The following is a 24,503-nucleotide window of genomic DNA, read 5'->3' on the forward strand; positions in this document are numbered from 1 at the left end:
CATGCAACCGACTTGGGAAAGCCTCCACATCCATTACAACAGCGACCCGTTCTGGCTGCTGACGGAAGCGATCGATCCGCTGATCCGCAAGCTGTCCGACGATGGCCTGCTGGCGAACTACTTCTTCATCCGCTACTGGGAAAAGGGCCCGCACATCCGCCTGCGGCTGCGCCCGGCCGACAGCGCCGCCGTGCCGGCGCTGCTGAAGACGGTGAGCACCGGCGTCGAGCAATTCCTCGCCCGGCGGCCGTCGATCTTCAAGTTCCCGTCGCTGTACATGTCCGACATGTTCAAGAACTTGTTCATCGAGGAATACGGCGAGCCGGCGCTGTACCGCAAGTACGGCAAGAAGGGCCTGATTCCGTTCGAGCGCAACAACACCATCCAGCCGGCCCGCTACGAACCCGAGTACGAGCGCTACGGCGGCGCGCGCGGCACCGCCATCGCCGAGGCGTATTTCGAGTCGTCCAGCGCCGTCACGCTGCAGGTGCTGAAGGGCCAGAACGGCCACGATTTCCGCATCGTGCTGGGCCAGGCATTCCGCTTCTTCGCGTACGTCTGCCTGATCTTCTTCGACGCCGCCGAACGGGCCGGTTTCGCCCTCGCGTACCACCGCCAATGGGCGCAGTTCGGCGGCCGCAAGGGGCCGTCGCGGGGGCCGGAATTCCATTTCAAGTACGAGCGCCAGCGCGAGTTCCTGGCCGCGGCCATCGCGTCGTGCGAGGAAACGCTGGCCGACCCGGCCACCGCGACGCCCGTCGAAGCGGCCTGGATCGCCACGCTGACGACGCTGAAGGACAGCCTCGCCCAGGCCCAGGCGGACGGTGCGATCGTGGTGCCGGAGGAGCGCGGCGGCATGGCCGGTTACGTGCGCTACCTGCTGCCTAGCTACATCCACATGCACAACAACCGCCTCGGCCTCGCCATCTCGGACGAGGTGTACCTGGCTTACCTGGCCCATCATGCCTTCGCCGATCATGTCTGACGCCGCCCTTCTCTCCCTGCGCGTGCGGCGCAGCCCGCTCGCAACGATCGGCCCGGCGATGCGGGTCGGCGGCCAGGTCATGCACTACGTGAAAAACGGCGCGACCTTGAACTACTACCGGCTCGGCACCCGCGAAGCGTGGCTGCTGGCGCAGCTGGACGGCAGCCGCGACTGGGCCGCGATCGGCGCCGCATACGGCGAGCGGTTCGGCGCGCCGCTCAGTGCTGCCGGCATGCGCCAGTGCATGCAGCTGTTCGGCAGCCGCGGGCTGCTGGAAGACCCCAGCGGCACGGCGCCGGCCCAGGTCGCGCCGGCACTGCCGCGGCTGACCGTGAAAGGCTGGGGCGAGGTGTACCTGCGCCTCGCCGACCCCGACCGTGCCGTGCAATGGCTGGCGGCGCGGCTGGCCGTAGTCGACGGCCGCGTGGCCGCCTGGTGCATCGCGCTGCTGATCGGCGCCTGCGAACTGTACGCGCTCGTCAACCACGCGGCGCTCGGCGCCACGCTGGCCGCCACCATCCGCGCGCCGTCCTGGCAGCTGATCGTCGCTTACTGCGCGATCGTCTATGGCGGCGCGGTGCTGCACGAGCTGGCGCACGGCACGATGTGCGCACGCTACGGCGGCCGCGTGCACGACATGGGGCTGATGTTCCGGTACCTGATGTTTTTCCCGTACTGCAAACTCGACGACCTCGTCGTGCTGCCCCATGCGCGGGCCCGCGCGGTGACCCTGCTGGCCGGCGTCACGGTGAACCTCCTGATGCTGGTGCCGTTCGTGGCCGTGCACCGGCTGGCGCCGGCAGGCAGCCTGGCCAGCCAGCTGAGCGCGTTCGTGCTGGTGTTCTACAACCTCTCCGTGCTCGTCAACCTGCTGCCCGTGCTGCGCTTCGACGGTTACCTGCTGGTCAGCGTCGGCCGCGGCCGGCCGGAGCTGAAGGAGGAGGCGGCAGTGGCGCTGCGCGGCGCCTTCCAGGGGCGGACGGGCGACTGGCCGCTGCTGGCCTACGGAGCGGGCTATGCGCTGGTCACCGCGGCCGCCGTCACGGGCGCGTTGTACCGCTGGGTCAGCTGGACCGTCGCCAAGGACATGCTGTGGGCCGCCTTCGTGCCGCCGCTGCTGCTCACCGCGCTGTATGTCCGCTACGGCCGCAAGAAGGGCGCGGCCTGAGCCGCCATCATTGAAAGGAACCGCCATGTCAGACATCAGCGCACAACTGCATTTACTGAAGATCGGCCGGCCCGCGCCCGAGACTGCGCCGGCGCCGCGGCGGGCCTGGCTGCCGGCCGCGCTGTGCGGCGGCGCGGTACTGTGCGCCGCCGCCGCCGTGTTTACGCTCGACCTTACGCTCGGCCGCGGCACACCCGCCGCGACGCCCGCCCCGGTTCCGGCCCAGGCCGCCGCGCCGGCCGCCGCCCCCACCGCCGCCGATACCGCCGCCGATACCGCGGCACCGGCCCGGCTGATCGCTTCCGGCTATGTGGTCGCCCGGCGCCGCGCCACCGTGGCCGCCGAAGTCACCGGGCGGCTGCTGGACATCCTCGTCGAGGAGGGCCAGCAGGTGCGCGCCGGGCAGGTGCTTGCGGTGCTGAACGCCGGCATGGCCGACAGCGAACTGGCCGGTGCGTCGGCACGCGTCGCGTCCGCCGATGCGGGCGTGCTGGCCGCCCAGGCCGACCTGGCCGAAGTGCGCGACACGGCGGCGCGCAACGCGACGCTGGCGCGCACCGGCTTCATCAGCCCGGCCAGCGTGGCGCACGACAACACCCGCGTCGCCAGCCTGGAGGCGCAACTGGTGCGTGCGCGCCACGAGGCCGCCGCGGCGCGCGCGGATGCCGTGCGGCTGCAGGCGCAGCGGCGCCAGTACGACATCCGTGCGCCGTTTGCCGGCATCGTCGTCGACAAGAATGCGCAGCCCGGCGAAATCGTGTCGCCGATCTCGGGCGCCGGCGGTTTCACGCGCTCGGGGATCTGCACGATCGTCGACATGGAAAGCCTGGAGATCCAGGCCGAGGTCAACGAGACCTTCATCGGCCGGGTGCATGCGGGGCAGACCGTCGACGCCGTACTCGACGCCTATCCCGGCATGAAGATTGCCGCCCGCGTGCTGGCCGTCGTGCCGACCGCGAACCGCGACAAGGGCACCGTGCGCGTGCGCATCGCGCTGCTCGAGGCGAATCCGAAAATCCTGCCCGACATGGCAGTGAAAGTGACCATACATAACACCTAATCCGCACTCAACCCACACCTGACCTGAAGGGAACGATCATGTCCGCCTTATTCCAACTGCAAAACGTCGGCAAGACCTACCAGCGCGGCAAGGAAAGCGTGCGCATCTTCGCGCAGCTCGACCTGGCCATTCCGGAAGGGGACTTCGTCGCGATCATGGGGCCGTCCGGTTCCGGCAAGAGCACGCTGTTGAACCTGCTGGGCGGGATCGACCGCGTCAGCAGCGGCTCGCTGCGCTTCCGCGAGGAGCCACTGGATACGTACAGCGAAAGCCGGATGACGCAATGGCGCGCCGCCAACGTCGGTTTCATCTTCCAGTCGTACAACCTGATGCCGATGCTGAGCGCTGCGCAGAACGTCGAGCTGCCGCTGCTGCTGACTGGGCTGAACCGGCGCCAGCGCGAGCAGAACGTGAAGATCGCGCTGGACGTCGTCGGCCTGGGCGAGCGCGCCCGCCATTATCCGCGCGAGATGTCGGGCGGGCAGCAGCAGCGCGTCGCCATCGCGCGGGCGCTGGTGGCCGATCCCGCGCTGCTGCTGTGCGACGAGCCGACCGGCGACCTGGATCGGCAGACGGCCGACGAGATCCTGGGCGTGCTGCGGCTGCTGAACCGCGAGCACGGCAAGACCATCGTGATGGTCACGCACGACCCGGCCGCGGCTGCGTATGCGAAGCGTACGCTGCACCTGGACAAGGGCGTCTTCGTGCAAAGGGAGGCCGAACATGTCTGAGTTCACGCTGATCAGGAAAAACCTGCTGCAGAAGCCGCTGCGGTTTTTGCTGATGTATATCGTCATCGCCGTCGCGTTCCTGCTGTTCGGCCTGCTGCAAGCCGTGCAGGGCGTGATGACCGCGTCCGGTAGCGCCGACCAGGGCGAACGCCAGATCGTCTCGAACCGGATCAACTTCACGCAGCCGCTGCCATATGCGTATGTCGAGCGCATCGCGGCGCTGCAGGGCGCCAGACAGGCGACCCACACCAGCTGGTTTGGCGGCTACTTCCAGGAGCCGCGCAATTTCCTCGTCTCGTACGCCGTCGATCCGCAAGGTTACCTGCCGGTGTACCCCGAGCTGCGCATGGATGCGCGGCAGCGCGAAGCCTTCGTGCGCGAGCGCCGCGGCCTGCTGGTCGGCCATGCCACCGCCGCGCGCTTCGGCTGGACGGTGGGCCAGCACGTGACGCTGCACAGCACGATCTTCAGCAACCGTGCCGGCGGCCACGCGTGGGACTTCGTCGTCAGCGCCATCTACACCAATGCGCTGGAAGGCGGCGACGAGCAGGCCGTGTTCCTGCACTACGACTACTTCAATACCACCCGCACGTTCGGCACCGACAAGGTCGGATCGATCGTGGTCACGCCGCGTGCGGCCGGTGGTGGCGCCGCGCTGGCCCGGGCGATCGACGCCGCATTCGCCAACACGCCGGACGAGACGCACACCGTCAGCGAGCAGCAGTTCGCCCGCGCGTTCCTGGCCCAGTTCGGCAATGTCGGCCTGATCGTCACGATCGTCGTCGCCGCCGCATTCGTCACGATGCTGCTCGTCGTCGGCAACACGATGATGATGAACGGCCGCGCACGCAGCCGCGACATCGGCATCTTCAAGTCGCTCGGCTTCCCGCGTGCCGCGGTCGCCCGCGTCGTCGTCGGCGAGGCGCTGCTGCTGGCGGTTACCGGTGCGCTGGGCGGGCTGCTGCTGGCGCGCGGCATCGTGGCCGTGCTGCACGCCAGCCCGAACTTCGCCGCGCTGGCGATGACGCCGGCCATCTGGCTGGCCGGCCTGGCGGCCGCGCTGGCACTGGGCCTGCTGACCGCCGCCGTGCCGCTGCGCGCGGCGCTGAACCTGAACGTTGCCACCGCCTTGGGGAGGGCTTGACCATGTTTGCCACACTGCGCCAGATCGGGGCCGCCGCCCGGATCAGTTTATTCAGCCTGCCGCAGCGCCGCGCGATGTCGCTGGCCGCCGCGGTAGCCATCGCGATGGTCGTCTTCGTGCTGCTGGGGGCGCTGGCCCTGGACAACGGCTTCCGTCACGCGCTCGACAACAGCGGCTCGGCCGACCTGGCGATCGTGCTGCGCGCGGGTGCCGGCGCCGAAGTGAACAGCACGCTCGACAAGCAACAGCAGGACCTGCTCGACGATGCGCCCGGCGTCGTGCGCGAACAGGGCCGCGCGCTCGTGTCACCGGAGCTGTACATGGTGGTCGACGGCACGCGCAAGGCACATGGGGAGCAGGCCAACATGACGCTGCGCGGCGTGACCCCGGCCGCGCTGGCGGTGCGTCCCGCCGTGCGGCTCGCCCAAGGGCGCATGTTCCGCCCCGGCAGCAACGAGCTGGTCGTCGGCCGCGCGCTGCAGCGCGAGTTCGCCGGCCTGGCGCTGGGCGCGAAGGTGCGCATCCATGCGGTGGACTGGACCGTCGTCGGCGTGCTCGATGCGAACGGCAGCGTGTTCGAATCGGAGATGTGGGCCGACCTGCACGTGCTGCAAAGCCTCACGGGACGCGGCAGCTCGATCCAGTCGCTGCGCATGCGCCTGACGGGTGCCGACAGTCTTGCCGCGCTGCGCCGCTACGCCGGCAACGACCCGCGCCTGGCCGTCGACATCAAGACGGAGCAGGAGTACTACGCGGAGCAGGCGAAGCAGAGTTCGGACCTGATCAATGCGATCGGCAAGCCGCTGGCCGCGCTGATGGCGCTGGGCGCGCTGGCCGGCGCGCTGAACACGATGTACAGCTCGGTGGCCGAACGGGCGAAGGAAATCGCCACGCTGCGCATCCTCGGCTACGGCCACTTGTCCACGCTGTGCGGCACGATGCTCGAGTCGCTGGCGCTGGCGCTGGCGGGTGCCGCGGCGGGGACGCTGGGCGCATATCTGGTGTTCAACGGCATGAGCGCGTCGACCGTCAGCGGCGGGCTGTCCACGCTCGTGTTCCATATGGCGCTTGCGCCGGCACAGCTGGCCAAGGGCATGGCGTGGGCCATCGCGATCGGCGTGCTGGGCGGGCTGTTCCCCGCCATCCGGGCGATGCGCCAGCCGCTCGTCAACGCGTTGGCGGAGTGACGATGATGACCCAGCCTACCCACGCGCCGGCCGGCGGCCGCGCCGGCAACGTGTTCATCTTCTCCGCGCATGACGGCGTGCGCAGCCGGCTGGCCGATGCCGCGGGCGGACAGGGCGCCGCCGTGCACGCCTGGTCCGATGCGGACGACAGGGCTGCCTTTGCGCAAATGCACGGGGCTGCCGCACGCGGCGTCGGCATCGTCGCGGTGGAGCGCTACCTGCTGTTCTTCCCGGTCGGCGGCGGCGTACAGGCCTGCGCGCGCTGCCTGCGCCAGGCGCGGCTGGCGCAGAAGATCCCCCATGAGCTGGCGGCGCACCGGCGCGGCAGCCAGATCGACGAATGCGCACCCGCCCACCTGTCGCCGTTCGCGCTGGACCTGGTGCCCGCGTTGATGGCGTTCGTCATCGAACGCGCCGACAGCGGCATCGCGCTGGACCTGGTGGCGCTGACCACCGTGCCGTTCGGCCTGCACGGCCAGCGCAGCTGCGAGCTGTGCAACCCGCCGCCCGCGGCGGACACACAGGCGGCACCGCGCCTGGAGCACCGCTACAAACGCCACGCCGGCGCGTATCGCTGCCGCCAGCTGGGCGACTTCGCGATCGACGTCGGCCGCTACATCCACCCCGTCAACGGCATGCTCGGCAAGCAGCTGCTGCAGAACCGCGAGCTGCCGTTCTATGCGCTGTCGAACGGCCGCTTCTTCGAATCGGAGCTGGCGCGCGAGGCGCCGATCGACTGGTTCGGCACGGCCCAGACCTACCGCGACAGCGCGGTGGTCGGCATCATCGAGGGCCTGGAGCGGCATGCCGGCTTGCTGGCGCGCGACCGCGCACCCGCCGTGCGGGCCAGCTACGCGCAGATCGCCGGCGAAACGCTGCATCCGGCCAGCCTGGGCCTGTATGAAGACCACATCTACGACAGCGATCCATCGCTGCGCCGCTTTACGCCGGAGACGGAATTCACGTGGGTGCGCGGGCATTCGATCGCGCGCGGCGGGCCGGTGCTGGTGCCGTCCGACTTCGTGTACTACGGCGGACGCCAGATGATCTACGGGAATTCGAGCGGCTGCGCGACGGGCAGCTGCGTCGAGGAAGCCCTGCTGTTCGGCCTGCTCGAGACGATCGAGCGCGACGCGTTCATGCTGCACTGGCTGGCCCGGCTGGCGCCGCGCCACATCGCCCTCGACACCGTCGAGGACCTGGAGTGCCGCACGATCATCGCCCGCCTGACTGCCGCGGGCGCGCAACTGCATCTGCTCGATGCGCGGCTGGACCTGCCGATTCCCGTCGTGCTGGCCGTGATCGTGCGTGAACCCGGCCAGTACGGCACGTTCTCGATCGCCGCCGGCGCCAGTTTCGATCCCGGCGAGGCGATCCGCCGCGCGCTGGGCGAAGTGGCCGTGCATTTCCACGGCTTCGAGGAACGCTCGCGGCGCGCGGCGGCCGAGCGCTGGGGCGACGGCGGACCTGACTTCGCCAGCGTCACGGGCCTGGAAGACCATGCGCTGCTGTATGGCCAGCCGCAGGTGCTGCACCATGCGCTGTTCCTCGTCGAGAATGGGGAGGAGCGCAGCTTCGGCGACACGTATGCGGCCTGGAATGCGGTACGCCCGAGGTCGCTGTCGCTGCTCGACGACCTGGAATTCTTCTTTGCCGCGCTGCGCGAGGCCGGCCACGGCGACGTCGTGTGGGTCGACCAGAGCTCGCCCGAACAGATGCGCGTGGGCCTGCGCACGGTGCGCGCCATCGTGCCGGGCATGCTGCCGATCGATTTCGGCCACGGCCGCTGCCGCGCCGCCACGTTGCCGCGGCTGTACGAACTGCCGCAGCGGCTCGGCCTGCGCGCGGATCGGCTGCAGCCGGCCGACCTGCATCGCGCCCCCCATCCTTTCCCCTGAACCTTGCGGAGAACCATCATGTCGCTCATACAGCAATACCAGGCCAGCTTCAGGGACCGCAATGCCTACCTGTCGCAGGAATTCACGTCCGGTCCGGTGGACTGGGACGACGCGCCGTTCAAGCACACGGTGCGCCCGGGCACTTTCGAGGTACCGCTGCCGGCCGGCGCGCAGCTGGCCGAGCGCCCGGCGCCGGGCGTATCGCTCGCCGCCCTGGCGTGGGCGCTGTGGCATGCCAACGGCCTGCTGCGCCGCAAGCTCGACGTGGACTGGACCAAGTCCGCGTCCGTTCTCAATCACGGCCGCGCCAGTTACGCGCGCGGCACCGCCTCGGGCGGCGGCCTGTACCCGGTCGAACTGTACCTGTTCGCCGACGGTCTGGCCGGCCTGCCGAGCGGCATCTACCACCATTGCGAGGCGCGCTCGGTGCTGCAACGCCTGCGTGCCGGGCGCTGCACGCCGGCGCTGGCGGCCTGCTGGCACGGCAGCGCGCGCGCCGGCGCCAGCTACCTCGTGCTGACGGTGCGCTTCTGGAAGAACGTCTTCAAGTACAAGAACTTCGGCTACCAGGTCGTTACCGAGGACGTCGGCGCGATGTTGGGCACGCTGCTGCAGGTGCTGGGGGAGCTCGGCATCGGCGCGCAGGTGCGCTACCGGTTCGCCGACCGGAGGCTGGCCGCCGCGATGGGGCTGGACCTGGACGACGAAGCGCCGATGGCCGTGCTGGAGCTGGCGCCCGATAGCGGCGGCGCCGTGCTGGCCGACGGCGGCGCCTGGCAGGGCCGCGCCGCCGCACCGCTCGAGCGGTCGCGCCGGGTCGCGGTGCCGGAACTGATCCGCCAGCTGCATGCGGCGACGCTGCTCGATGACGTGCCGCCGCCGCGCGCACTGGAGCCGTGGCTGCCGGCAGGCAGGCGCACCGCGTTGCCCGCACCCGCGCCGCTGGCGACGGATACGGAACTGTTCATGCGCCGGCGCAGCAGCATGGGCCGGCAGGACGCGGGCGCCGGGGTATCGCCGGAACAGCTGGCCACGCTGCTGGCGGCGGCGATGGCGCCGTACCGTTCGGACGTGGTGGCGCAGCCGGCCGGGCCGCGCGCGGTACGGCTGGCCGTGTTCGCCCAGCACGTGCCAGGACTTGCCGTGGGCGCCTATGCCTACGATCCCGCCGCGCACGCGTTGCAAGAGGAGGGCGGCGCGCCCGACCCGGCCGCCGGCCTGCAACGCATCTACTACCTGGAAAACTACAACATCGCCGAGACGGCGCTGCTCGTGGCCGTCGTGGCGCGGCACGAGGAAGCCTATGCCGCGTGGGGCGAACGCAGCCTGCGCATCTGCAATGCCGAGGCGGGCATGATCGCCCAGCGCACCTACCTGGCGGCGGCGCGGCTGGGGCTGTCCTGCGGCGCCGCGCTGGGCTTCAACTGCGCCGAGGCGGACAGCCTGTTCCAGCTGCAGCGGCCGGCCGAGAGCATCGTGATGATGCTGATGATTTCCGGCCAGGGCGCGCCCTCCGGCTTCACGGCGCGCTTCGACGGCTAGCGCCCGTCCACCATTCAATCGACTATCGGAGCACATCATGAACACAGAACAGATCAGGCCCCTGCTGCCGCACGACACGGTTTTCCTGCCGACCGACACCGGCATGTACTTGCGCCGCAACGAACGGGTGGTATCGCTGACCGGCAAGGGCATCCACCCGATGTTCCTGCGCCTGGCGCCGCTGCTGGACGGCACGCGCACGCTGGCTGCGCTGACCGCCGCGCTGCCGGCCGACCGCGCCGAAGCGGTCACGCGCATGTTGACGACGCTGATCGGCAAGCAGGTGCTGATCGCCCGCGTGCAGGACGACCACGACCTGCTGGCGCCGGCCGAACACGCCCGTTACGGCGCGCAGCTGGCGTTCCTCGAACATCTGGTGGCCGCACCGTGCGCCGCGTTCCTGCGCTTCCGCAGTGCGCGCATCTACCTGGACGGCGACGGCCCCGCCTGCCGTGCCGCCGGCAAGGCGCTGCTGCGCAATGGTGCCGGCCACCTGTACGTCGCGGCCGGCGTGGACGCCGACGTGGCCGCCGGGCTCGCGGCGTTTGCCGCCACCCACGGCGATGGCGCGCAGGTGGTAGCGCTGGACGTACCGTTCGCGACGGCGCACGCGCACCTGGCCTTCGACCATGCCTGCTACGTGTCGGACCGGCCCGACTTCGGCGCGCTTGCCGAGTTGGCGCGCCAGGGCGCCGCCGCCGGCGTGGCCGTATTCCCGGCTGTGACGATCGCGGGCGCCGCGCGGCTCGGTCCGCTGCCGGCGGTGGACGGCCCCGGGTGCTGGCATTGCGCATTCCTGCGGCTGCTCGACCAGCTGCCCGCGGCGGCCGCCGCGCCGCTGTGGCGCCGGCGCGCGCTGGGCGAGCGCTGGCAGGGCGATGCCCAGCATGACGGCGCGCCGCTGCTGCAGGTGATGGGCAACGGCCTGGCGTTCCGCGTGTTCCAGCATGCCTGCGGCATCGCCGCCGACGGCCACGTGCTCGAGTCGATCAGTGCGATGACGCTGGAGTCGAAGAGCGCGGCCGTGCTGGCGCATCCCGATTGCCCGGTCTGCGCCGGCCACACGAGTGCCGCGCCGGTGCGCGAGCTGACGCCGCTGGAAGCGCAGCAGATGCTGGTCCAGCCCGAGGTCGGCGTGTTCGCCGGCTTCGACGACGACACGCTCAAGCAGGTGCCGGTATTCCAGAGCCTCTTGCGGCGCGACGCCGTGACGGCGTTCCCCGGCAACAGCCTGGTGTCCAACGCACAGGCGCGGCAGCAGGCCCTGCTGGCCGCGGCGGTGGCCTACACGGTGGCGCGCGGGCCGCGCCGCCAGGCGCTGCTGTCCGACGCGCGGGCTGTGCGCACTGGCCTGCCCCGCGTCGACGGCGCGCAGGTTGCCGGCAACGTCGGCCAACCCGGCGGCCCTGGCGCGCTGCCGGGTTGGTTGCGTGCCACCGATCTGGGCCAGGACAGCGCATGGCTGCTGGCCGGCACCGATGTGTACGGGGGCATGCCGCCGGACGGTGCGATCGTCGAGCAGCCGGCCGCCGGCATCGGTGCCGGGCTGGCGTTCGCGGACGCGCGGCAGGCGGCGTTGACGTCGCTGCTGACGCATGCGGCGCTGCGCCTCGTGGCGGACGGCGCGCTGGCGCCGCGCCAGGTCGACCCGGCCGATGCCGATGCCGCCGGCGCGGCATTCTTCGCGCTGCTGCGCCAGGCCGCCCCGGCCAGCACGGCATGGACGCTGACGGCGGGGCCGTTGACAGTCGTGCTGCTGGCGCTGGACCCGGCCGGCACACCGGCGGCACGGGTGCTCGCGGGCGCCGGTACGTCGTTCGACGCGGCGCTGAAGGCCGCGCTGGCGGAGGCGCTCGCAGTCGCGGCGGACGGCGCCTCATTGGCCGCGTGGGAGGACTTCCTGCCGCCGGCGGCCGGCTACGGGCCGTTCCAACCGCCGGCGCAGGCTGGGGTTCCGGCACACGCCGGGCTGGCCGCGCTGGCCGGTGCCGGCGCGGACCATCGCGGCGAGGTGCTGTACTGCGACATCACGCCCGCCGACCTGGCGCAAGCGGGCGTGGTGGTCGTCAAGGCAACCCTGGCGCGCGTGGCGGCGGGGGAGGAGGAGGGGGAGGAGGAGGGGGAGGGCAAGCCTGCCACCCTATCAGAATGTGGAGTATGAACGGGGCGCCTGGTGCGCTAGACTGGGCACCACACTTCATCGATGCGAGAGGTCATCCGTGAGCTACACCAGCACCCACCATCCGGGCCTTGCGCTCGGCGGCGTTTTCCTTGCCCTGTTCGGCGGCACCTGGCTGGCCGGCGCCAGCTACCAGTATGCGGGCCCCAGCGTGCCGCTGCTGGCGGCGGTGGTGCTGCTCAGCCTGCTGCTGGCCGGCTGGGCGGTACGCACGTTCCGGGCGCGGCGGCGCGGCTGCACGGCGCCGCAGGACCCAGCGGTGCGCCAGCGCGTGCGCCGTGGGCTGATCGCCGTGAACGCGGTGCAATGGACCAGTATCGGCGTTGCCATCGTGCTGCTGAACGCCACGGGCCACGCAGGCTGGATCATGCCGTGCGTGGTGCTTGTCGTGGGCATCCATTTCTTCCCGCTCGGCCGGCTGTTCCGCTACCGCGGCTACTACGTGACGGCGGCGGCGCTGGTCCTGGTCGCGCTGCTGTACATGGCCGCGGGCGCCGGGCCGCAAGCCGCCGCGCTGACGCTGTTCGCGACCGGCGCAATCCTGTGGGCCAGCGCGGTCGCCTTGCTGCGCGCGGTGTAGCGGGCGCTTACGCCGCCGTGTCTTCCTTGATGTGGAAGACCTCGACGCCGACGCCTTCGCAGTCGGGGTACACGTCCGGCTTCATCGTCGACACGCGCACGGCGCGCACGCGCGGGTGCGCCAGCATCTCTTTCGCGACGTCGTCGCACAGCGTCTCCTGCAGGTGCACGTGACCCTGCGCCATGCGGCGCGCGATCGTTTCGCGCATGAAGTCGTAGTCGACGACTTCGTGCAGCTCGTCCGCCTTCGGCGTGGAGACAGCCAGCGGGATGTACAGGTCGACGTTGATCAGGACGCGCTGCTCGCCCTTTTTCTCGAAGTCGTGCACGCCGATATTGATCAGCACTTCGTAGTTGCGCAGGAACAGCCGGCGGCAGTTCTGCAGGCTCGGATGGGTGAGGGCGGACAGCATGTGTATGAGGGTATCGATGTGAATGGTTATTTGGCGAGGAACATCACGTCGCGCGACAGCGGCAGCAGGTGCTGGCCGCCGTCGACCAGCAGCGTGGTGCCCGTCACGGCGCGCGCGGTGGCCGCGTACAGCACGGCGGCCGCGACGTCCTCGGGGGTGCTGGAACGGCCCAGCGGCGTCTGCGTGTGGGCCTTCGCGAAGCCTGCCTCGCTCTGGTCGCCGGAGACGAGCGTGATGCCGGGCGCGACGCCGACCACCCGCACCTTCGGCGCCAGCGCCTGCGCCAGCACCGTCGTGGCCGTGTGCAGCGCCGCTTTCGACAGCGTGTACGACAAAAAATCGGGATTGAGATTGTACAGCTTCTGGTCCAGCAGGTTGACGACGACGCCTTGCTCGCCGTCGGCCGTATGCGCGTGCAGCGCCTGCGCCAGCAGGATCGGCGCGGCCGTGTTGGCGCGCATGTGCGCGTCCAGCTTGGCCATCGTGAAGTCGGCCGCGCTGTCGTAGTCGAACAGCGAGGCGTTGTTGACGACGCACGTGACGGGGCCCAGCGCCTCGATCGCGGCCGGCAGCAGGCGTTTCACGGCCGTTTCGTCGGCCAGCTCGCCATGCACCAGCGCCGCACGCCGGCCCAGCGCCGCGATCTCGCGCGCCGCGTCTTCCGCTTCGGCGCGGGAGGCGCGGTAATGGATCGCCACGTCCCAGCCGGCGCGGGCGAACGCCAGTGCGATCGCGCGGCCGAGCCGGCGGCCGGCGCCCGTTACCAGGGCTACGGGGGCCACGGGGGCGCGCGCCCCTTGTCGGTCTGTCGTCATCTCTGTCAGTCTTTGCCGGGCGCTGCGCCCGATTCGCTACAATGCGGGAATGTCTCTTCCCGCACCTTCTCCGGACGCGCTGGCCGCGTCCCAAGCCCTGCAGCAGCAGATCGCCGCCGACGTGGCCCGCCACGGCGGCAGCATTTCCTTTGCCCGTTTCATGGAGCAGGCGCTGTATGCGCCGGGCCTCGGCTACTACAGCGGCGGCGCCGTCAAGCTGGGCAAGGATGGCGATTTTACAACCGCCCCCGAGCTGTCGCCGCTGTTCGGCGCCGCACTGGCGCGCGTCGCAGCCGACATTATCGCCCAAAGCGTCCCCCGCATCCTGGAATTCGGCGCCGGCACCGGCAAGCTGGCGCGGGATGTGCTGACCGAACTGGCCGCGCTGGGCGTCACCGTCGAGCAGTATGCGATCGTCGAGCTGTCCGGCGAGCTGCGCGCGCGCCAGCAGGAAGCGCTGCGCGACTTCCCCCAGGTGCGGTGGCTCGATGCGCTGCCCGATACGTTCGACGGTGTGATCCTCGCCAACGAGGTGCTGGACGCGATGCCGGTGGATCTTGTTGTCAAGACCGAGGAAGGCTGGCGCGAGCAGCGCGTCACGGTGCGTGACGGCCGCTTCGACTACGTGGCGGTGGAGCTGGAACCGGCGCTGGCCGAACAGCTCGTGCGCCAGGTGCCGGAGCATGACAGCCTGCCGGCAGGGTATGTGACGGAACTGCACCCCACCGCCGGCGCGTTCATGGGTACAGTGGGTGCGCTGCTGGCGCGCGGTACCGGCGCCGCGATCCTGCTCGATTACGGCTTTCCGGCCCACGAGTACTACCACCCGGACCGCTCGGCGGGCACGCTGATGTGCCACTATCGCCACCACGCGCATCCCGATCCGTTCCACCTGCCCGGCCTGGAAGACATCACGGCGCACGTCGACTTCACGGCGATGGCGCTGGCGGCCCAGGATGCGGGCGCGGACGTGCTGGCCTACATGAGCCAGGCCGCGTTCCTGCTCGGTGCCGGGATCGGCGACCTGCTGCTGCGCACCGATCCGGCCGACGCGAAGGCTTACCTGCCGCAGGCGAACGCGCTGCACAAGCTGCTGTCGCCGGCGGAGATGGGAGAGTTGTTCAAGGTGCTGGTGGTCGGCAAGGGCATCGAGCTGTCCGCCGTGCTGGCGGCCAGCGACCGGGCGCACCGGCTGTAGCAGGCACTGTCGTTTCTGTGCGAAACGTATTATAAGTTCGGCTATTATGGTTGACCTGGCGCGAAACCCCGTCGTGACGCGCGGCTGACAATATTGGAACGATGGGCAAGATACACACACACTATGACAATCTGAAGGTGTCGCGGGGCGCGCCGCAGGAGGTCATACGTGCCGCGTACAAGGCGCTGAGCCAGAAGTACCATCCCGACAAGAACCCCGGCGACGAGCGTGCCGCCCGCATCATGGCGATCGTCAACACGGCGTACGGCACCCTGGCCGACCCGCAGCGCCGCAAGGAACACGACGAATGGATCGCGCAGGAGGAGTACGAGATCGAGCTGCTGGACAGCACGCGCTCGGACGATCCGCGCAGCGCCGATGCGCCGGCCCAGGCCTGGCCCGAGCACGTCGGCGTGCCGCGCCGGCGCCGTCCGCTGGCGCGCGACTGGCGCTGGTGGGCCACGGCCGTCGCCTGCGTCGGTGCCGGCTGGATCGCCGGCGTGATGACGGTGACGGAACCGCGCCAGGTGTCCACCGTGCTGGCCGCGGCGTGGGGCGGCAAGGCGTCGGCGGACGGCGGCGCGCCGCCTTACCCGCGCGTCGAGCAGCAGTCGGACACGCGCGAGGGCTGGTCGGCGATGCCGCGCCATTATTCGCCGGAAGCGGATACGCAGCCGCCGCCCGTCAAGGTGGTGGCGCTGTCGCAGGTGATCGTGCCGGGGCAGTCGGGCGACTGCGAGAATGAAACCAATGCGCTGGTGGCGCCGAACGGCGAGCCATGGCCCACGCAGTCCGGCTACGTCGAAGGCTTCCCCCTGATGAACAAGGGCGACGAGATGCAGCTGGCGCTCGACAACAGCGGCAACCCGCTGCCCGTGTTCATCAAGGTGTACGACCTGGACCGCCGCGCCAACGTGCGCTACGCGTTCGTGCAGGCGCACGACAAGTTCGTCGTCGACCAGCTGGCGAACGGCAAGTACGAAATCCGCTACCAGAACATCGACCTGGCCGGCAAGAGCGCCTGCTCGCGCAAGCAGCAGTGATCAGGAGTGCAATCCCTCGTTGAGCCCCATCTCGGGGCTCGACATCAGCTTGTCGATGTCCATCAGGATCAGCATCCGCTCGGCCACCGTGCCCAGGCCGATCAGGTACTCGTTCGAGAACACGGTGCCCATCTCCGGCGCCGGCTTGATCTGGTCCGGCGTCAGCGTGATCACGTCCGACACGCTGTCCACCACCATGCCGACGACGCGCCCGCCGATGTTCAGGATGATCACGACGGTGAACTGGTCGTACACGGGTTCGCCCAGGCGGAACTTGATCCGCATGTCGACCACGGGAATGATGATGCCGCGCAGGTTGATCACGCCCTTGATGAACTCGGGCGCGTTGGCGATGCGGGTCACCGCTTCGTAGCCGCGGATTTCCTGCACCTTCAGGATGTCGATGCCATACTCTTCCCTGCCCAGGGTGAAGGCGAGAAATTCCCGCCCCTGGCCATCGCCGCCTGCCTGTTCTGGCTTGTCGTCCATGGAGGTTGCTCCTAAGTGTGGTTGACCAAGCGCCGGGCAAGCGGAATTTTCCTCAGGAAATAATTCGTTGTCAGCGGTGCCGCTCTGAATTATGCTGACAGGGAACTGCCCGAAGGAGAACGCATGACCGATGCGACTGCCGCCGATGATAACTGGCTGCTGGACGAAGAGGAAGACGAGCACGCGCTCCAGGGCGCGCCCGACCAGCGTCAATGGCGCGTGCTGATCGTCGACGACGACGAGGACGTGCACGCCGTCACGCGCCTGGCGCTGCGCGGCGTGGCCTTCAAGGGCCGCGAACTGGAGCTGTTTTCCGCGTACAGCGCGCGCGAAGCGTACGACATCCTGGCCGGCACGCCGGACATCGCGCTGGTGCTGCTGGACGTCGTGATGGAGACGGACGACGCCGGCCTGCTGCTGGCGCGCCGCATCCGCGAGGAATTGCACAATGCGCTCGTGCGCGTCGTGCTGCGCACGGGCCAGCCGGGGCAGGCGCCGGAACAGCGGGTGATCATCGAATACGACATCAACGACTACAAGGCCAAGACGGAGCTGACGACGCAGAAGCTGTTCACCACCGTCATCTCGGCGCTGCGCGCGTATGAAAGCCTGAACATGCTCGAGCGCAGCCGCGTCGGGCTCGGCAAGATCCTGGCCGGCGCCACGAACCTGTACCAGATCCATTCGCTGCGCGAATTCGCCTCGGGCGTGCTGAACCAGGTGTCGGCGATCCTCGACGTGGGCGCCGACGGCGTGCTGTGCCTGATGCAGGGCGACACGGGCGAGGCCACCGTCGTGGCGGCGACGGGCGGCTACGCGACGCTGGCCGAGAACGCGCACTTGCCGGACGCCCACGCGCTGGCGCCGACGATCGCCCAGGCGTTCGCGGAAAAGAAAAGCCAGTTCAACCATCCGCACAACGTGCTCTACATCCACACCCGGGAAAACCGCGACGTCGCCATCTCCGTCACGCCGCCGTGGCCGCTGGCGCAGATCCAGCGCGACCTGCTCGAGGTGTTTTCCGAGCGCATCGCCGCCGCCTTCGACAACCTGTACATGTTCGGCCAGCTGCGCAAGGCGCAGGAAGCAACGGTCGTCGCGCTGGCCGACCTGGCCGAGTTCCGCGACGGCGGCACCGGCGGCCACGTGAAGCGCGTGCAGCAGCTGTCCTGCGCGCTGGCGGCCCGGCTGAAGGAGCGGGGCGCCTATCCGGACCAGCTGACGCCGGAGCTGCTCGACATGATCGGCCTCGCCAGCATCCTGCACGACGTGGGCAAGGTGGCCACGCCGGACCACATCCTGCTGAAACCGGGCCCGCACGACGACGAGGAGCGCGCCCGCATGCGTGCCCACGCGGACGTCGGCCGCGGCGTGCTGGAACGCGCGGCGGCGATGGTCGATGGCGTCAGCTACCTGACCTACGGCGCCGAGATCGCCGGCGGCCACCACGAGCACTGGGACGGCAACGGTTATCCGAACGGGCTGAAGGGCGAGGAGATCCCGCTGTCGGCCCGCATCGTCGCAGTCGTCGACGTGTACGATTCGCTGCTGCACGAGCGGATCTACAAGGAAGCCTGGCCGCGCGATGCGGCGCTGGCCTACATCCGCGAGCGCAGCGGCAAGCAGTTCGACCCGGAGGTCGTGCTGGCGCTGGACGACATCGTTGCGCGCGACGCAACCCCGGCCTGACGCATACACTGAAAATCGCGCCGGTGGCCATTTTCCGGCAACGTTTCCGAATACCCAGAGTTCCTACTCAACCATGACGCAACTGAACGGTCTTACCGCCCTCCTTGTCGAGCCGAACGCCGCGATCCGGTCGAACGTGCAGAACATGCTGAACCTGCTCGGACTGGCCCGCGTCGAGGTCGCGACCAGCGCCCAGCAGGCGATCCGCGCGCTGGCGGCGCGGCCGGTCGACCTGATCCTGTGCGAGTACGAGCTGGAAGGCGGGCAGGATGGCCAGCAGCTGCTCGAGGACTTGCGCCAGCAGGAACTGATCGCGCCGGCCACGCTGTTCTTCATGGTCACCGCCGAGGGGCTGCTCAGCAAGGTCACCAGCGTGGCCGAACTGATGCCGGACGATTACGTACTCAAGCCGTTCAAGGCCGATACCCTGCTGGCACGCATCGAGCGGGCGCTGGAGCGGCGCGCCACGCTGCTGCCGGTGCAGCAGTTGCTGGAGCGGGGCGAGCACCGCGCGGCGATCGCCGCCTGCGTGGAGCAGGAGAAGGAGCAGCCCCGCTACAAGGCCGACTTCATGCGGCTGCGCGCGGAGACGCATCTGCTGCTGGGCGAGCCGGAGCAGGCCGAGCACATCTACGCCGCCGTGTGGAACGAACGCGCGATCCCGTGGGCGCGGCTGGGGCAGGCCAAGACGCTGGCGCTGCGCGGCCATGTCGACGCGGCACGGGCGATGCTGTCCGAACTGCTGGGCCATAACGACCGCTTCCTGGCCGCCTACGACTGGCTGGCCAGGGTGCACGAGGAAGCGGGCGAGCTGGCCGAAGCGCAGGCCGTGCTGTCGGACGCAGCCACGTTGTCGCCGCACGCGGTGGGCCGGCTGCGCCGCCTGGGCGAGGTGGCGCTGGAAGCAGGGGACGCGGACGCCGCCGAGCGCGCCCTCAAGCAGGTGCTGCAGCGTGCCCGCAATTCGGAATTTCGCAACCCGGAAGACCATGCGCGCCTGGCCCAGTCGCTGCTGAGGAAGGGCGATACGGCGCAGGCCGAGCTGGTGATCAGGGACATGGAGCGGCAACTGGCGAACCGCGAGACGACGCCCGTGTGCGCGGCGATCGCCACGGCGATGCTGCTGGAAGCGACGGGCGATACGGCCCGCCTCGGCCAGGCGCTCGACACGGCGCTGGCCGGGGCACGGCTGGCGCCAAACCTGTCGGCCGGCATGAAGCTGGAGCTGGCGCGTACGTGCCTCGCGGCCGGCCGTGAACAGCAGGCGGCCGAGGTGATGAAGAGCGTGATGGCCAGCGCCGGCGGCGGCGCGCCGATGGCCAAGGCGATGCGGCTGCTGGAGCAGACGGGCAAGGGCGATCTCGCGAACCAGCTGGCGAAGGAAAGCCGCCATGCAGTCGCCACGATGGTCGCGCAGGGCGCGGCGCAGGCGAAGGCGGGCGACCTGCGCGGCGCCGTCGACACGATGCTGGATGCCGTGCACAAGCTGCCGGGCAATCCGCAGGTGGTGTTCAACGCGGCGGTGGCCGTGCTGAAGTACCTGGAGCGCGCCGGCTGGGACGAGCACCTGGGCACGAAGGGCCTGGAGCTGGTGTCGAACCTGCGCCGCCTCGACCCCGGCAACCCGAAGCTGGCGGCACTGGGCAACTTGCAGGAAGAGCTGCTGAGGAAGTACAACGTGCGGCCGGGCCGGCGCATCGTCAGCGTGCGCCAGCGCGCCTGAAGGTTCAGCCGCGCAGCCGCTCAGCCTCCGTTGACGCGGCGCGGCCCGCCCAGCGCGGCGCTGGCGGTGCGCTCGAACTCGTCGACGCACATCGGCCGCGCGAACAGATAACCCTGCGCCTCGTCGCATAGCTTGCCGCGCAGGAACTCGGCCTGCGCCGCCGTCTCCACGCCCTCGGCAATCACGCCCAGGCCCAGCGAGTGGGCCAGGCCGATCGTTGCGCCGACGATCACCGCGTCGTCCGGATCCGTCTCGATATCCTTGACGAAGCCGCGGTCGATCTTGATGCGGTCCAGCTCGAACAGCTTCAGGTAGGACAGCGACGAATAGCCGGTGCCGAAATCGTCGATCGCCACGCGGATGCCGCGCGCCCGCAGTTGCTGCAGCAGCGCGCGGCTGAGTTCAGGGTCCTGCATCGCCGCCGTCTCCGTGATCTCGAGTTCCAGCAGCGCCGGGTCGATGCCCGAGGTGGCCAGCAGCTCGTCGAGCTGGCCCAGCAGCGCGTCGCCGTGGCACTGCCGCGCGGACAGGTTCACCGCCAGCCGCAGGTGCCCCAGGCCGATGCCGCGCCAGCGCTCCAGCAGCGCCACGGCGCGGCGCAATGCCCATTCGCCCAGCGGCAGGATCAGGCCCGATTCCTCGGCGATCGGAATGAAGCGGTCCGGCCCCACCGTGCCCAGTTCCGGGTGGTGCCAGCGCACCAGCGCCTCCGCACCGATCAGGGCGCCGCTGGGCAGGTCGACCTGCGGCTGCAGGTACAGTTCGAACTCCTGCTGCTCCAGCGCCTGCCACAGGCGGCTTTCCAGCAGCAGGCGCTCGTGCGTGGCGGCATTCATGTCGTTCGAGAAGAACTGGAAATTGCCCCGGCCGCGGCTCTTCGCTGCGTACATTGCCGTGTCCGCATGGCGCAGCAGCGTGGCCGAGTCGGCGCCATCCACCGGGTACATCGCCACGCCGACACTGGCGCCGCTGTGCACCGTCAGGCCCTGCAGCGGGTACGGTGCCGCCAGCGCTTCGACGATGCGCGCGGCCATGTGGCTGGCGGCATCCGGCGTGAGGCCGGCGGTAACGACGATGAACTCGTCGCCGCCCAGCCGTGCCAGGGTGTCGACGTCCGGCAGCAGCTCGCGCAGCCGGTTCGCGGCCGCCTGCAGCAGCTGGTCGCCGACCTGGTGGCCGTGCGTGTCGTTGATCTTCTTGAAGTGATCGAGATCGAGGAACATTACTGCGGCGCCGCCGTGGTTGCGGCGCGCCTGCGTCAGCAGCTGTTCCAGCCGCAGGTTCAGCGACAGGCGATTTTCCAGCCCCGTCAACGGGTCGTTGTGGGCCAGCCGGTAAATGCGCTCCTGGGCGCGGCGCTGTTCCGTCAGGTCGTGCAGGATGGCGACGAACAGCCGTTCGCCCGGCAGGTCGACGGCGCTGGCCGAGATCGCCAGCGGGAAGGCGGCGCCGTCGCTGCGCCAGCCGGTGGCCTCGTGCTCGCGCGTGCCGGCCGCGGCGATGCGCGCCAGCAGTCCCGCCGCCGTGTCGTCCTGCGCCACCGGCAGCAGGCGCGCCAGCGGCAATCCCGCCATCGCCTCCGGGGCGTAACCGAACAGCCGGCCCGCGGCGACGTTCGCGCCGATCAGCATGCCGTCGCGGGCGATGGTGAGGATCGCGTCGGCGGCGTTGTCGAGGATCGCCTGCAGGCGCGCCTCGCGTTCCTGCAACTGCGCCGTGCTCTCCTCGACCTGGGCACGCACGGCCGCTTGTTCGCCGCTGCTCTGCAGCAGCAGGCCGCCCAGCAGGCTGGTCAGCAGCAAACCCGCGGCCAGCACGGACCAGCTGCGCCAGCCCTGCAGCTGCACGGCGTCGGCCGGCGCCGGTGCCAGCGTCAGCTGGTAGGCGCGTCCGCCGAAATGCAGCGTACGGTGGAACACGCCGGCAGCGTCGGCATGGGCAAGCGGTGGGCTCAGCAAGTCGCCCGTCGCCGCGTCGCGCAGCGCCGCCTGCAGATGGGGGAAGCCGGCCTCGCGCACGGCGCCGCCCAGGTAACGGTTCAGTTCCAGCGAAATCAGCAGGACGCCGACGGGTGAGCCGTCGTCCGAGCGCACGGCTTGCAGCAGCGACACGCCTTTGTACAGGTCGGGGTGGAACAGCTTCAGCGGCGCGCTCGCGACCGGCTCGCTCGACGTCATCGCCAGCTGCACGGCGGCCGCGCGCAGCGGCTCGGACAACGCATCCAGTCCGCTGTACAGGCGGTTGCTGCGCGGCTCGATATAGGTCGCCACCACGTATTCGTCGCGCTCGGGCGCGGTGCGCAAGCCGCCGTTCTCGTCCGGTTCGCGGATCGCGAATGTGGGGTCGATCTTCTCGCGCGCCCACGCTTCGAACGCGGCACGCTCGGTGCCCGCGACGGGCTTCAGCCAGCTCATCGACAGGATCTCGCGATGGCGTGCATGGTAGCCGCGGGCGAGGTTGTGGAAGTCTTGCTGGCGGATGTTACGGCCGTGGCTGTTGATCGCGCTGGCCATCGCGAACAGGAAGCGCTCGTGCTCGGAAAGCTGGGCCTGCACCATGTCGGCAGCCTGCTGCGCCTTCAATTGAATCTGCTGCGTTTGCTGGTTCCATTCCCAGCGCCTCACTTGCAGGAAGATCACGACGAACAACGCCGTCAGCACGAGCAGCGGCGCGCCCACCGTCCAGCGGCGGCGGCGCCATAGCGCGCGCGGCTGGCCGAATGCGATCCACGCCAGCGGCGCGGCGATCAGCATGCCCAGCGCGTCGCCCATCCACCATGCCAGCCACGTGGCCGGCAGGTCGTGCCCCGACAGCACGCCCAGCAGCGCGAGCGCGCACAGCGACAGCGTGCTGCTCGTCAGCGACAGCGCCGGGGCCAGCACGAGGAAACGCAGCACGTCGCGGCCGGCGCCGATCTCGGGCCGCACCCAGCGGTTGAAGGCATGCATCGCCACATACGCCTGCAGCGCGGCGGCAACCGCCGCGGCAACGGCGCCGCCCGTCAACAGCCCGGCCGACAAGCCGGTCGCACGCGGCAGCGAGATCAGGTTCATCAGGAAGGCGCCTGCGGCAACGCCGGGCAGCAGCGCCGGGCCGCCGGTCACGAGTGCCGCCAGCGCGATGCCGGCCGGCAGGAACAGCGGCGTGGCGAAGCCGGGCGCCAGCGCGAGCTCGAGCCCGATACAGCCGGTCGCGGCGTAGGCCGCCGCCAGCAGCAGGTTGGCCAGTAGCGGGCCATGCTGTCGTGAGATCAAAATCGGGGCGCTCCAGTGGGGCCGGCAAACGGCTGACTTGCGGATTCTATAGCAAAGCATGCAACGCAAAAACAACACTTGCATTTTCTTCGAGGCAGCCGTTACAATCTCGCCCCGAAGCAGACAGATGAGAGTCAACTGCGTGCGAGACACGAGAGTTTATGTGTTAAGACGTTGACAGTTTTGTTTTTATGCTTCATACTCTGCGGTTCCTCGCGGAGGGGTGGCCGAGTGGTTAAAGGCAGCAGACTGTAAATCTGCCCTCTTATGAGTACACTGGTTCGAATCCAGTCCCCTCCACCAAGTTTTGCAAGGAAACTGAGTGACAATGTAGTGAACGGAACCTCGCGGGTGTAGCTCAATGGTAGAGCTGAAGCCTTCCAAGCTTAAGACGAGGGTTCGATTCCCTTCACCCGCTCCAGTTTTCGTTGCAGTAGTAAAAAAGCCCTTGTAGCTCAGTGGTAGAGCACTCCCTTGGTAAGGGAGAGGCCACGTGTTCAATCCACGTCAAGGGCACCAGAATTCGCGGTTAGCAGTACCTAATCTGACAGTCGGGCGCGTGCCCAGCAATATCTTAAAAATTGTTAGGAGTCTAAAATGGCAAAAGAAAAGTTCGAGCGGACTAAGCCGCACGTGAACGTTGGCACCATCGGTCACGTTGACCATGGCAAGACCACCCTGACCGCTGCTATCGCAACCGTTCTGTCGAAGAAATTCGGCGGTGAAGCAAAAGCTTACGACCAGATCGACGCTGCTCCGGAAGAAAAAGCGCGCGGCATCACGATCAACACCGCACACGTTGAATACGAAACGGCTTCCCGCCACTACGCGCACGTTGACTGCCCGGGCCACGCCGACTACATCAAGAACATGATCACCGGCGCAGCGCAGATGGACGGCGCGATCCTGGTGTGCTCCGCAGCTGACGGCCCGATGCCGCAGACCCGCGAACACATCCTGCTGGCACGTCAGGTTGGCGTTCCTTACATCATCGTGTTCCTGAACAAGTGCGACCTGGTCGACGACGCAGAACTGCTGGAACTGGTCGAAATGGAAGTGCGCGAGCTGCTGTCGAAGTACGAGTTCCCTGGCGACGACCTGCCGATCATCAAAGGTTCGGCACGTATGGCCCTGGAAGGCCAGCCGGGCGAAATGGGCGAAGACTGCATCATGCGTCTGGCCGATGCACTGGACACCTACATCCCGACGCCTGAGCGCGCCGTGGACGGTACGTTCCTGATGCCGGTGGAAGACGTGTTCTCGATCTCCGGCCGCGGTACCGTGGTGACCGGTCGTGTCGAGCGCGGCGTGATCAAGGTCGGCGAAGAAATCGAAATCGTCGGCATCGTCGACACCGTCAAGACGACCTGCACCGGCGTGGAAATGTTCCGCAAGCTGCTGGACCA

The 24,503-nt window shown here is 69.2% G+C and carries 19 protein-coding genes and 3 tRNA genes; 18 read left to right on the forward strand and 4 right to left on the reverse strand.

Annotated features, from left to right (window positions below; genetic code table 11):
- Position 1: 1 nt before the first annotated feature.
- The 10 genes from IP92_RS16090 to IP92_RS16130 are packed head-to-tail and all read left to right on the forward strand — an operon-like array spanning position 2 to position 12,474.
- The gene (locus IP92_RS16090) at positions 2–985 is read left to right on the forward strand and encodes a thiopeptide-type bacteriocin biosynthesis protein (RefSeq protein WP_145876768.1); all 984 of its coding nucleotides are present in this window, start codon (positions 2–4) and stop codon (positions 983–985) included.
- Positions 978–2,153 carry a M50 family metallopeptidase gene (locus IP92_RS29925; protein WP_158206777.1) on the forward strand — a complete coding sequence of 392 codons (1,176 nt, stop codon included), beginning with the start codon at positions 978–980 and terminating at the stop codon, positions 2,151–2,153. Before IP92_RS16090 ends, IP92_RS29925 begins: the two co-directional genes overlap by 8 nt.
- Before the next feature lie 25 nt (positions 2,154–2,178).
- A complete protein-coding gene (locus tag IP92_RS16095; RefSeq protein ID WP_158206778.1) occupies positions 2,179–3,213 on the forward strand; it encodes an efflux RND transporter periplasmic adaptor subunit in 1,035 nt (344 codons plus the stop codon).
- A gap of 38 nt (positions 3,214–3,251) precedes the next feature.
- Entirely contained in the window at positions 3,252–3,944 is a 693-nt protein-coding gene (locus IP92_RS16100) for an ABC transporter ATP-binding protein (RefSeq protein WP_145876774.1), read from the forward strand.
- The gene (locus IP92_RS16105; protein ID WP_158206779.1) at positions 3,937–5,088 is read left to right on the forward strand and encodes an ABC transporter permease; all 1,152 of its coding nucleotides are present in this window, start codon (positions 3,937–3,939) and stop codon (positions 5,086–5,088) included. Before IP92_RS16100 ends, IP92_RS16105 begins: the two co-directional genes overlap by 8 nt.
- 2 nt (positions 5,089–5,090) lie before the next feature.
- Positions 5,091–6,275 carry an ABC transporter permease gene (locus tag IP92_RS16110; protein ID WP_145876778.1) on the forward strand — a complete coding sequence of 395 codons (1,185 nt, stop codon included), beginning with the start codon at positions 5,091–5,093 and terminating at the stop codon, positions 6,273–6,275.
- 2 nt (positions 6,276–6,277) lie between these two features.
- Positions 6,278–8,173, forward strand: coding sequence for a YcaO-like family protein (locus IP92_RS16115; protein ID WP_145876780.1), 1,896 nt, complete (start codon positions 6,278–6,280; stop codon positions 8,171–8,173).
- Positions 8,174–8,191: 18 nt separating this feature from the next.
- Complete coding sequence (locus tag IP92_RS16120; RefSeq protein WP_145876782.1) at positions 8,192–9,715, forward strand: SagB family peptide dehydrogenase; 1,524 nt, start codon at positions 8,192–8,194, stop codon at positions 9,713–9,715.
- A gap of 37 nt (positions 9,716–9,752) precedes the next feature.
- Positions 9,753–11,876 carry a hypothetical protein gene (locus tag IP92_RS16125; RefSeq protein WP_145876784.1) on the forward strand — a complete coding sequence of 708 codons (2,124 nt, stop codon included), beginning with the start codon at positions 9,753–9,755 and terminating at the stop codon, positions 11,874–11,876.
- Positions 11,877–11,934: 58 nt separating this feature from the next.
- Positions 11,935–12,474, forward strand: a complete 540-nt coding sequence (locus IP92_RS16130) for a hypothetical protein (protein WP_145876786.1) — start codon at positions 11,935–11,937, stop codon at positions 12,472–12,474.
- A 7-nt stretch (positions 12,475–12,481) separates the two neighbouring features.
- On the opposite strand, the gene IP92_RS16135 is transcribed toward IP92_RS16130, so the two are convergent.
- Both IP92_RS16135 and IP92_RS16140 read right to left on the reverse strand, forming a co-directional pair.
- Positions 12,482–12,886 carry a dihydroneopterin aldolase gene (locus IP92_RS16135; RefSeq protein WP_145876788.1) on the reverse strand — a complete coding sequence of 135 codons (405 nt, stop codon included), beginning with the start codon at positions 12,884–12,886 and terminating at the stop codon, positions 12,482–12,484.
- Positions 12,887–12,912: 26 nt separating this feature from the next.
- Positions 12,913–13,701, reverse strand: coding sequence for an SDR family oxidoreductase (locus tag IP92_RS16140; protein WP_145876790.1), 789 nt, complete (start codon positions 13,699–13,701; stop codon positions 12,913–12,915).
- 49 nt (positions 13,702–13,750) lie between these two features.
- On the opposite strand from IP92_RS16140, the gene IP92_RS16145 reads away from it, so the two are divergent.
- Both IP92_RS16145 and IP92_RS16150 read left to right on the forward strand, forming a co-directional pair.
- Positions 13,751–14,899, forward strand: coding sequence for a class I SAM-dependent methyltransferase (locus IP92_RS16145; RefSeq protein ID WP_145876792.1), 1,149 nt, complete (start codon positions 13,751–13,753; stop codon positions 14,897–14,899).
- 101 nt (positions 14,900–15,000) lie between these two features.
- On the forward strand, positions 15,001–15,942 hold the full coding sequence (locus IP92_RS16150; protein WP_145876794.1) for a J domain-containing protein: 942 nt from the start codon (positions 15,001–15,003) through the stop codon (positions 15,940–15,942).
- Here the strand turns inward: IP92_RS16150 and IP92_RS16155 are convergent, their stop codons facing one another.
- The gene (locus tag IP92_RS16155) at positions 15,943–16,431 is read right to left on the reverse strand and encodes a chemotaxis protein CheW (protein ID WP_145876796.1); all 489 of its coding nucleotides are present in this window, start codon (positions 16,429–16,431) and stop codon (positions 15,943–15,945) included. It abuts the gene before it with no gap.
- 123 nt (positions 16,432–16,554) lie between these two features.
- Between IP92_RS16155 and IP92_RS16160 the strand changes: the two genes are divergently transcribed.
- Together IP92_RS16160 and IP92_RS16165 are read left to right on the forward strand one after the other, a co-directional pair.
- Positions 16,555–18,120 carry a DUF3369 domain-containing protein gene (locus tag IP92_RS16160; RefSeq protein WP_145876798.1) on the forward strand — a complete coding sequence of 522 codons (1,566 nt, stop codon included), beginning with the start codon at positions 16,555–16,557 and terminating at the stop codon, positions 18,118–18,120.
- Between the two features lie 73 nt (positions 18,121–18,193).
- On the forward strand, positions 18,194–19,843 hold the full coding sequence (locus IP92_RS16165) for a tetratricopeptide repeat-containing response regulator (RefSeq protein WP_145876800.1): 1,650 nt from the start codon (positions 18,194–18,196) through the stop codon (positions 19,841–19,843).
- A gap of 20 nt (positions 19,844–19,863) precedes the next feature.
- Here IP92_RS16165 and IP92_RS16170 read toward each other — a convergent pair whose 3' ends face one another.
- The gene (locus IP92_RS16170) at positions 19,864–23,097 is read right to left on the reverse strand and encodes an EAL domain-containing protein (protein ID WP_229418821.1); all 3,234 of its coding nucleotides are present in this window, start codon (positions 23,095–23,097) and stop codon (positions 19,864–19,866) included.
- 217 nt (positions 23,098–23,314) lie between these two features.
- Here IP92_RS16170 and IP92_RS16175 point away from each other — a divergent pair.
- The 4 genes from IP92_RS16175 to IP92_RS16190 form a co-directional block, all read left to right on the forward strand.
- Positions 23,315–23,400, forward strand: a tRNA-Tyr gene (locus IP92_RS16175).
- A 44-nt stretch (positions 23,401–23,444) separates the two neighbouring features.
- Positions 23,445–23,518: transfer RNA gene (locus IP92_RS16180), tRNA-Gly, on the forward strand.
- A 23-nt stretch (positions 23,519–23,541) separates the two neighbouring features.
- Positions 23,542–23,616, forward strand: a tRNA-Thr gene (locus tag IP92_RS16185).
- Between the two features lie 78 nt (positions 23,617–23,694).
- On the forward strand, positions 23,695–24,503 hold an 809-nt coding region (locus IP92_RS16190; protein WP_145877476.1), incomplete at its 3' end, for an elongation factor Tu.

Origin of the sequence: Pseudoduganella flava, from assembly GCF_007830495.1 — a bacterium.
In the GTDB taxonomy this organism is placed as follows: Bacteria; Pseudomonadota; Gammaproteobacteria; order Burkholderiales; family Burkholderiaceae_D; genus Rugamonas; species Rugamonas flava.

Coding starts and splice junctions, on each gene's coding strand:
- IP92_RS16090 (WP_145876768.1), top strand. CDS start 2: ATGCAACCGACTTGGGAAAGCCTCCACATCCATTACAACAGCGACCCG.
- IP92_RS29925 (WP_158206777.1), top strand. CDS start 978: ATGTCTGACGCCGCCCTTCTCTCCCTGCGCGTGCGGCGCAGCCCGCTC.
- IP92_RS16095 (WP_158206778.1), top strand. CDS start 2,179: ATGTCAGACATCAGCGCACAACTGCATTTACTGAAGATCGGCCGGCCC.
- IP92_RS16100 (WP_145876774.1), top strand. CDS start 3,252: ATGTCCGCCTTATTCCAACTGCAAAACGTCGGCAAGACCTACCAGCGC.
- IP92_RS16105 (WP_158206779.1), top strand. CDS start 3,937: ATGTCTGAGTTCACGCTGATCAGGAAAAACCTGCTGCAGAAGCCGCTG.
- IP92_RS16110 (WP_145876778.1), top strand. CDS start 5,091: ATGTTTGCCACACTGCGCCAGATCGGGGCCGCCGCCCGGATCAGTTTA.
- IP92_RS16115 (WP_145876780.1), top strand. CDS start 6,278: ATGATGACCCAGCCTACCCACGCGCCGGCCGGCGGCCGCGCCGGCAAC.
- IP92_RS16120 (WP_145876782.1), top strand. CDS start 8,192: ATGTCGCTCATACAGCAATACCAGGCCAGCTTCAGGGACCGCAATGCC.
- IP92_RS16125 (WP_145876784.1), top strand. CDS start 9,753: ATGAACACAGAACAGATCAGGCCCCTGCTGCCGCACGACACGGTTTTC.
- IP92_RS16135 (WP_145876788.1), bottom strand. CDS start 12,886: ATGCTGTCCGCCCTCACCCATCCGAGCCTGCAGAACTGCCGCCGGCTG.
- IP92_RS16140 (WP_145876790.1), bottom strand. CDS start 13,701: ATGACGACAGACCGACAAGGGGCGCGCGCCCCCGTGGCCCCCGTAGCC.
- IP92_RS16145 (WP_145876792.1), top strand. CDS start 13,751: ATGTCTCTTCCCGCACCTTCTCCGGACGCGCTGGCCGCGTCCCAAGCC.
- IP92_RS16150 (WP_145876794.1), top strand. CDS start 15,001: ATGGGCAAGATACACACACACTATGACAATCTGAAGGTGTCGCGGGGC.
- IP92_RS16155 (WP_145876796.1), bottom strand. CDS start 16,431: ATGGACGACAAGCCAGAACAGGCAGGCGGCGATGGCCAGGGGCGGGAA.
- IP92_RS16160 (WP_145876798.1), top strand. CDS start 16,555: ATGACCGATGCGACTGCCGCCGATGATAACTGGCTGCTGGACGAAGAG.
- IP92_RS16165 (WP_145876800.1), top strand. CDS start 18,194: ATGACGCAACTGAACGGTCTTACCGCCCTCCTTGTCGAGCCGAACGCC.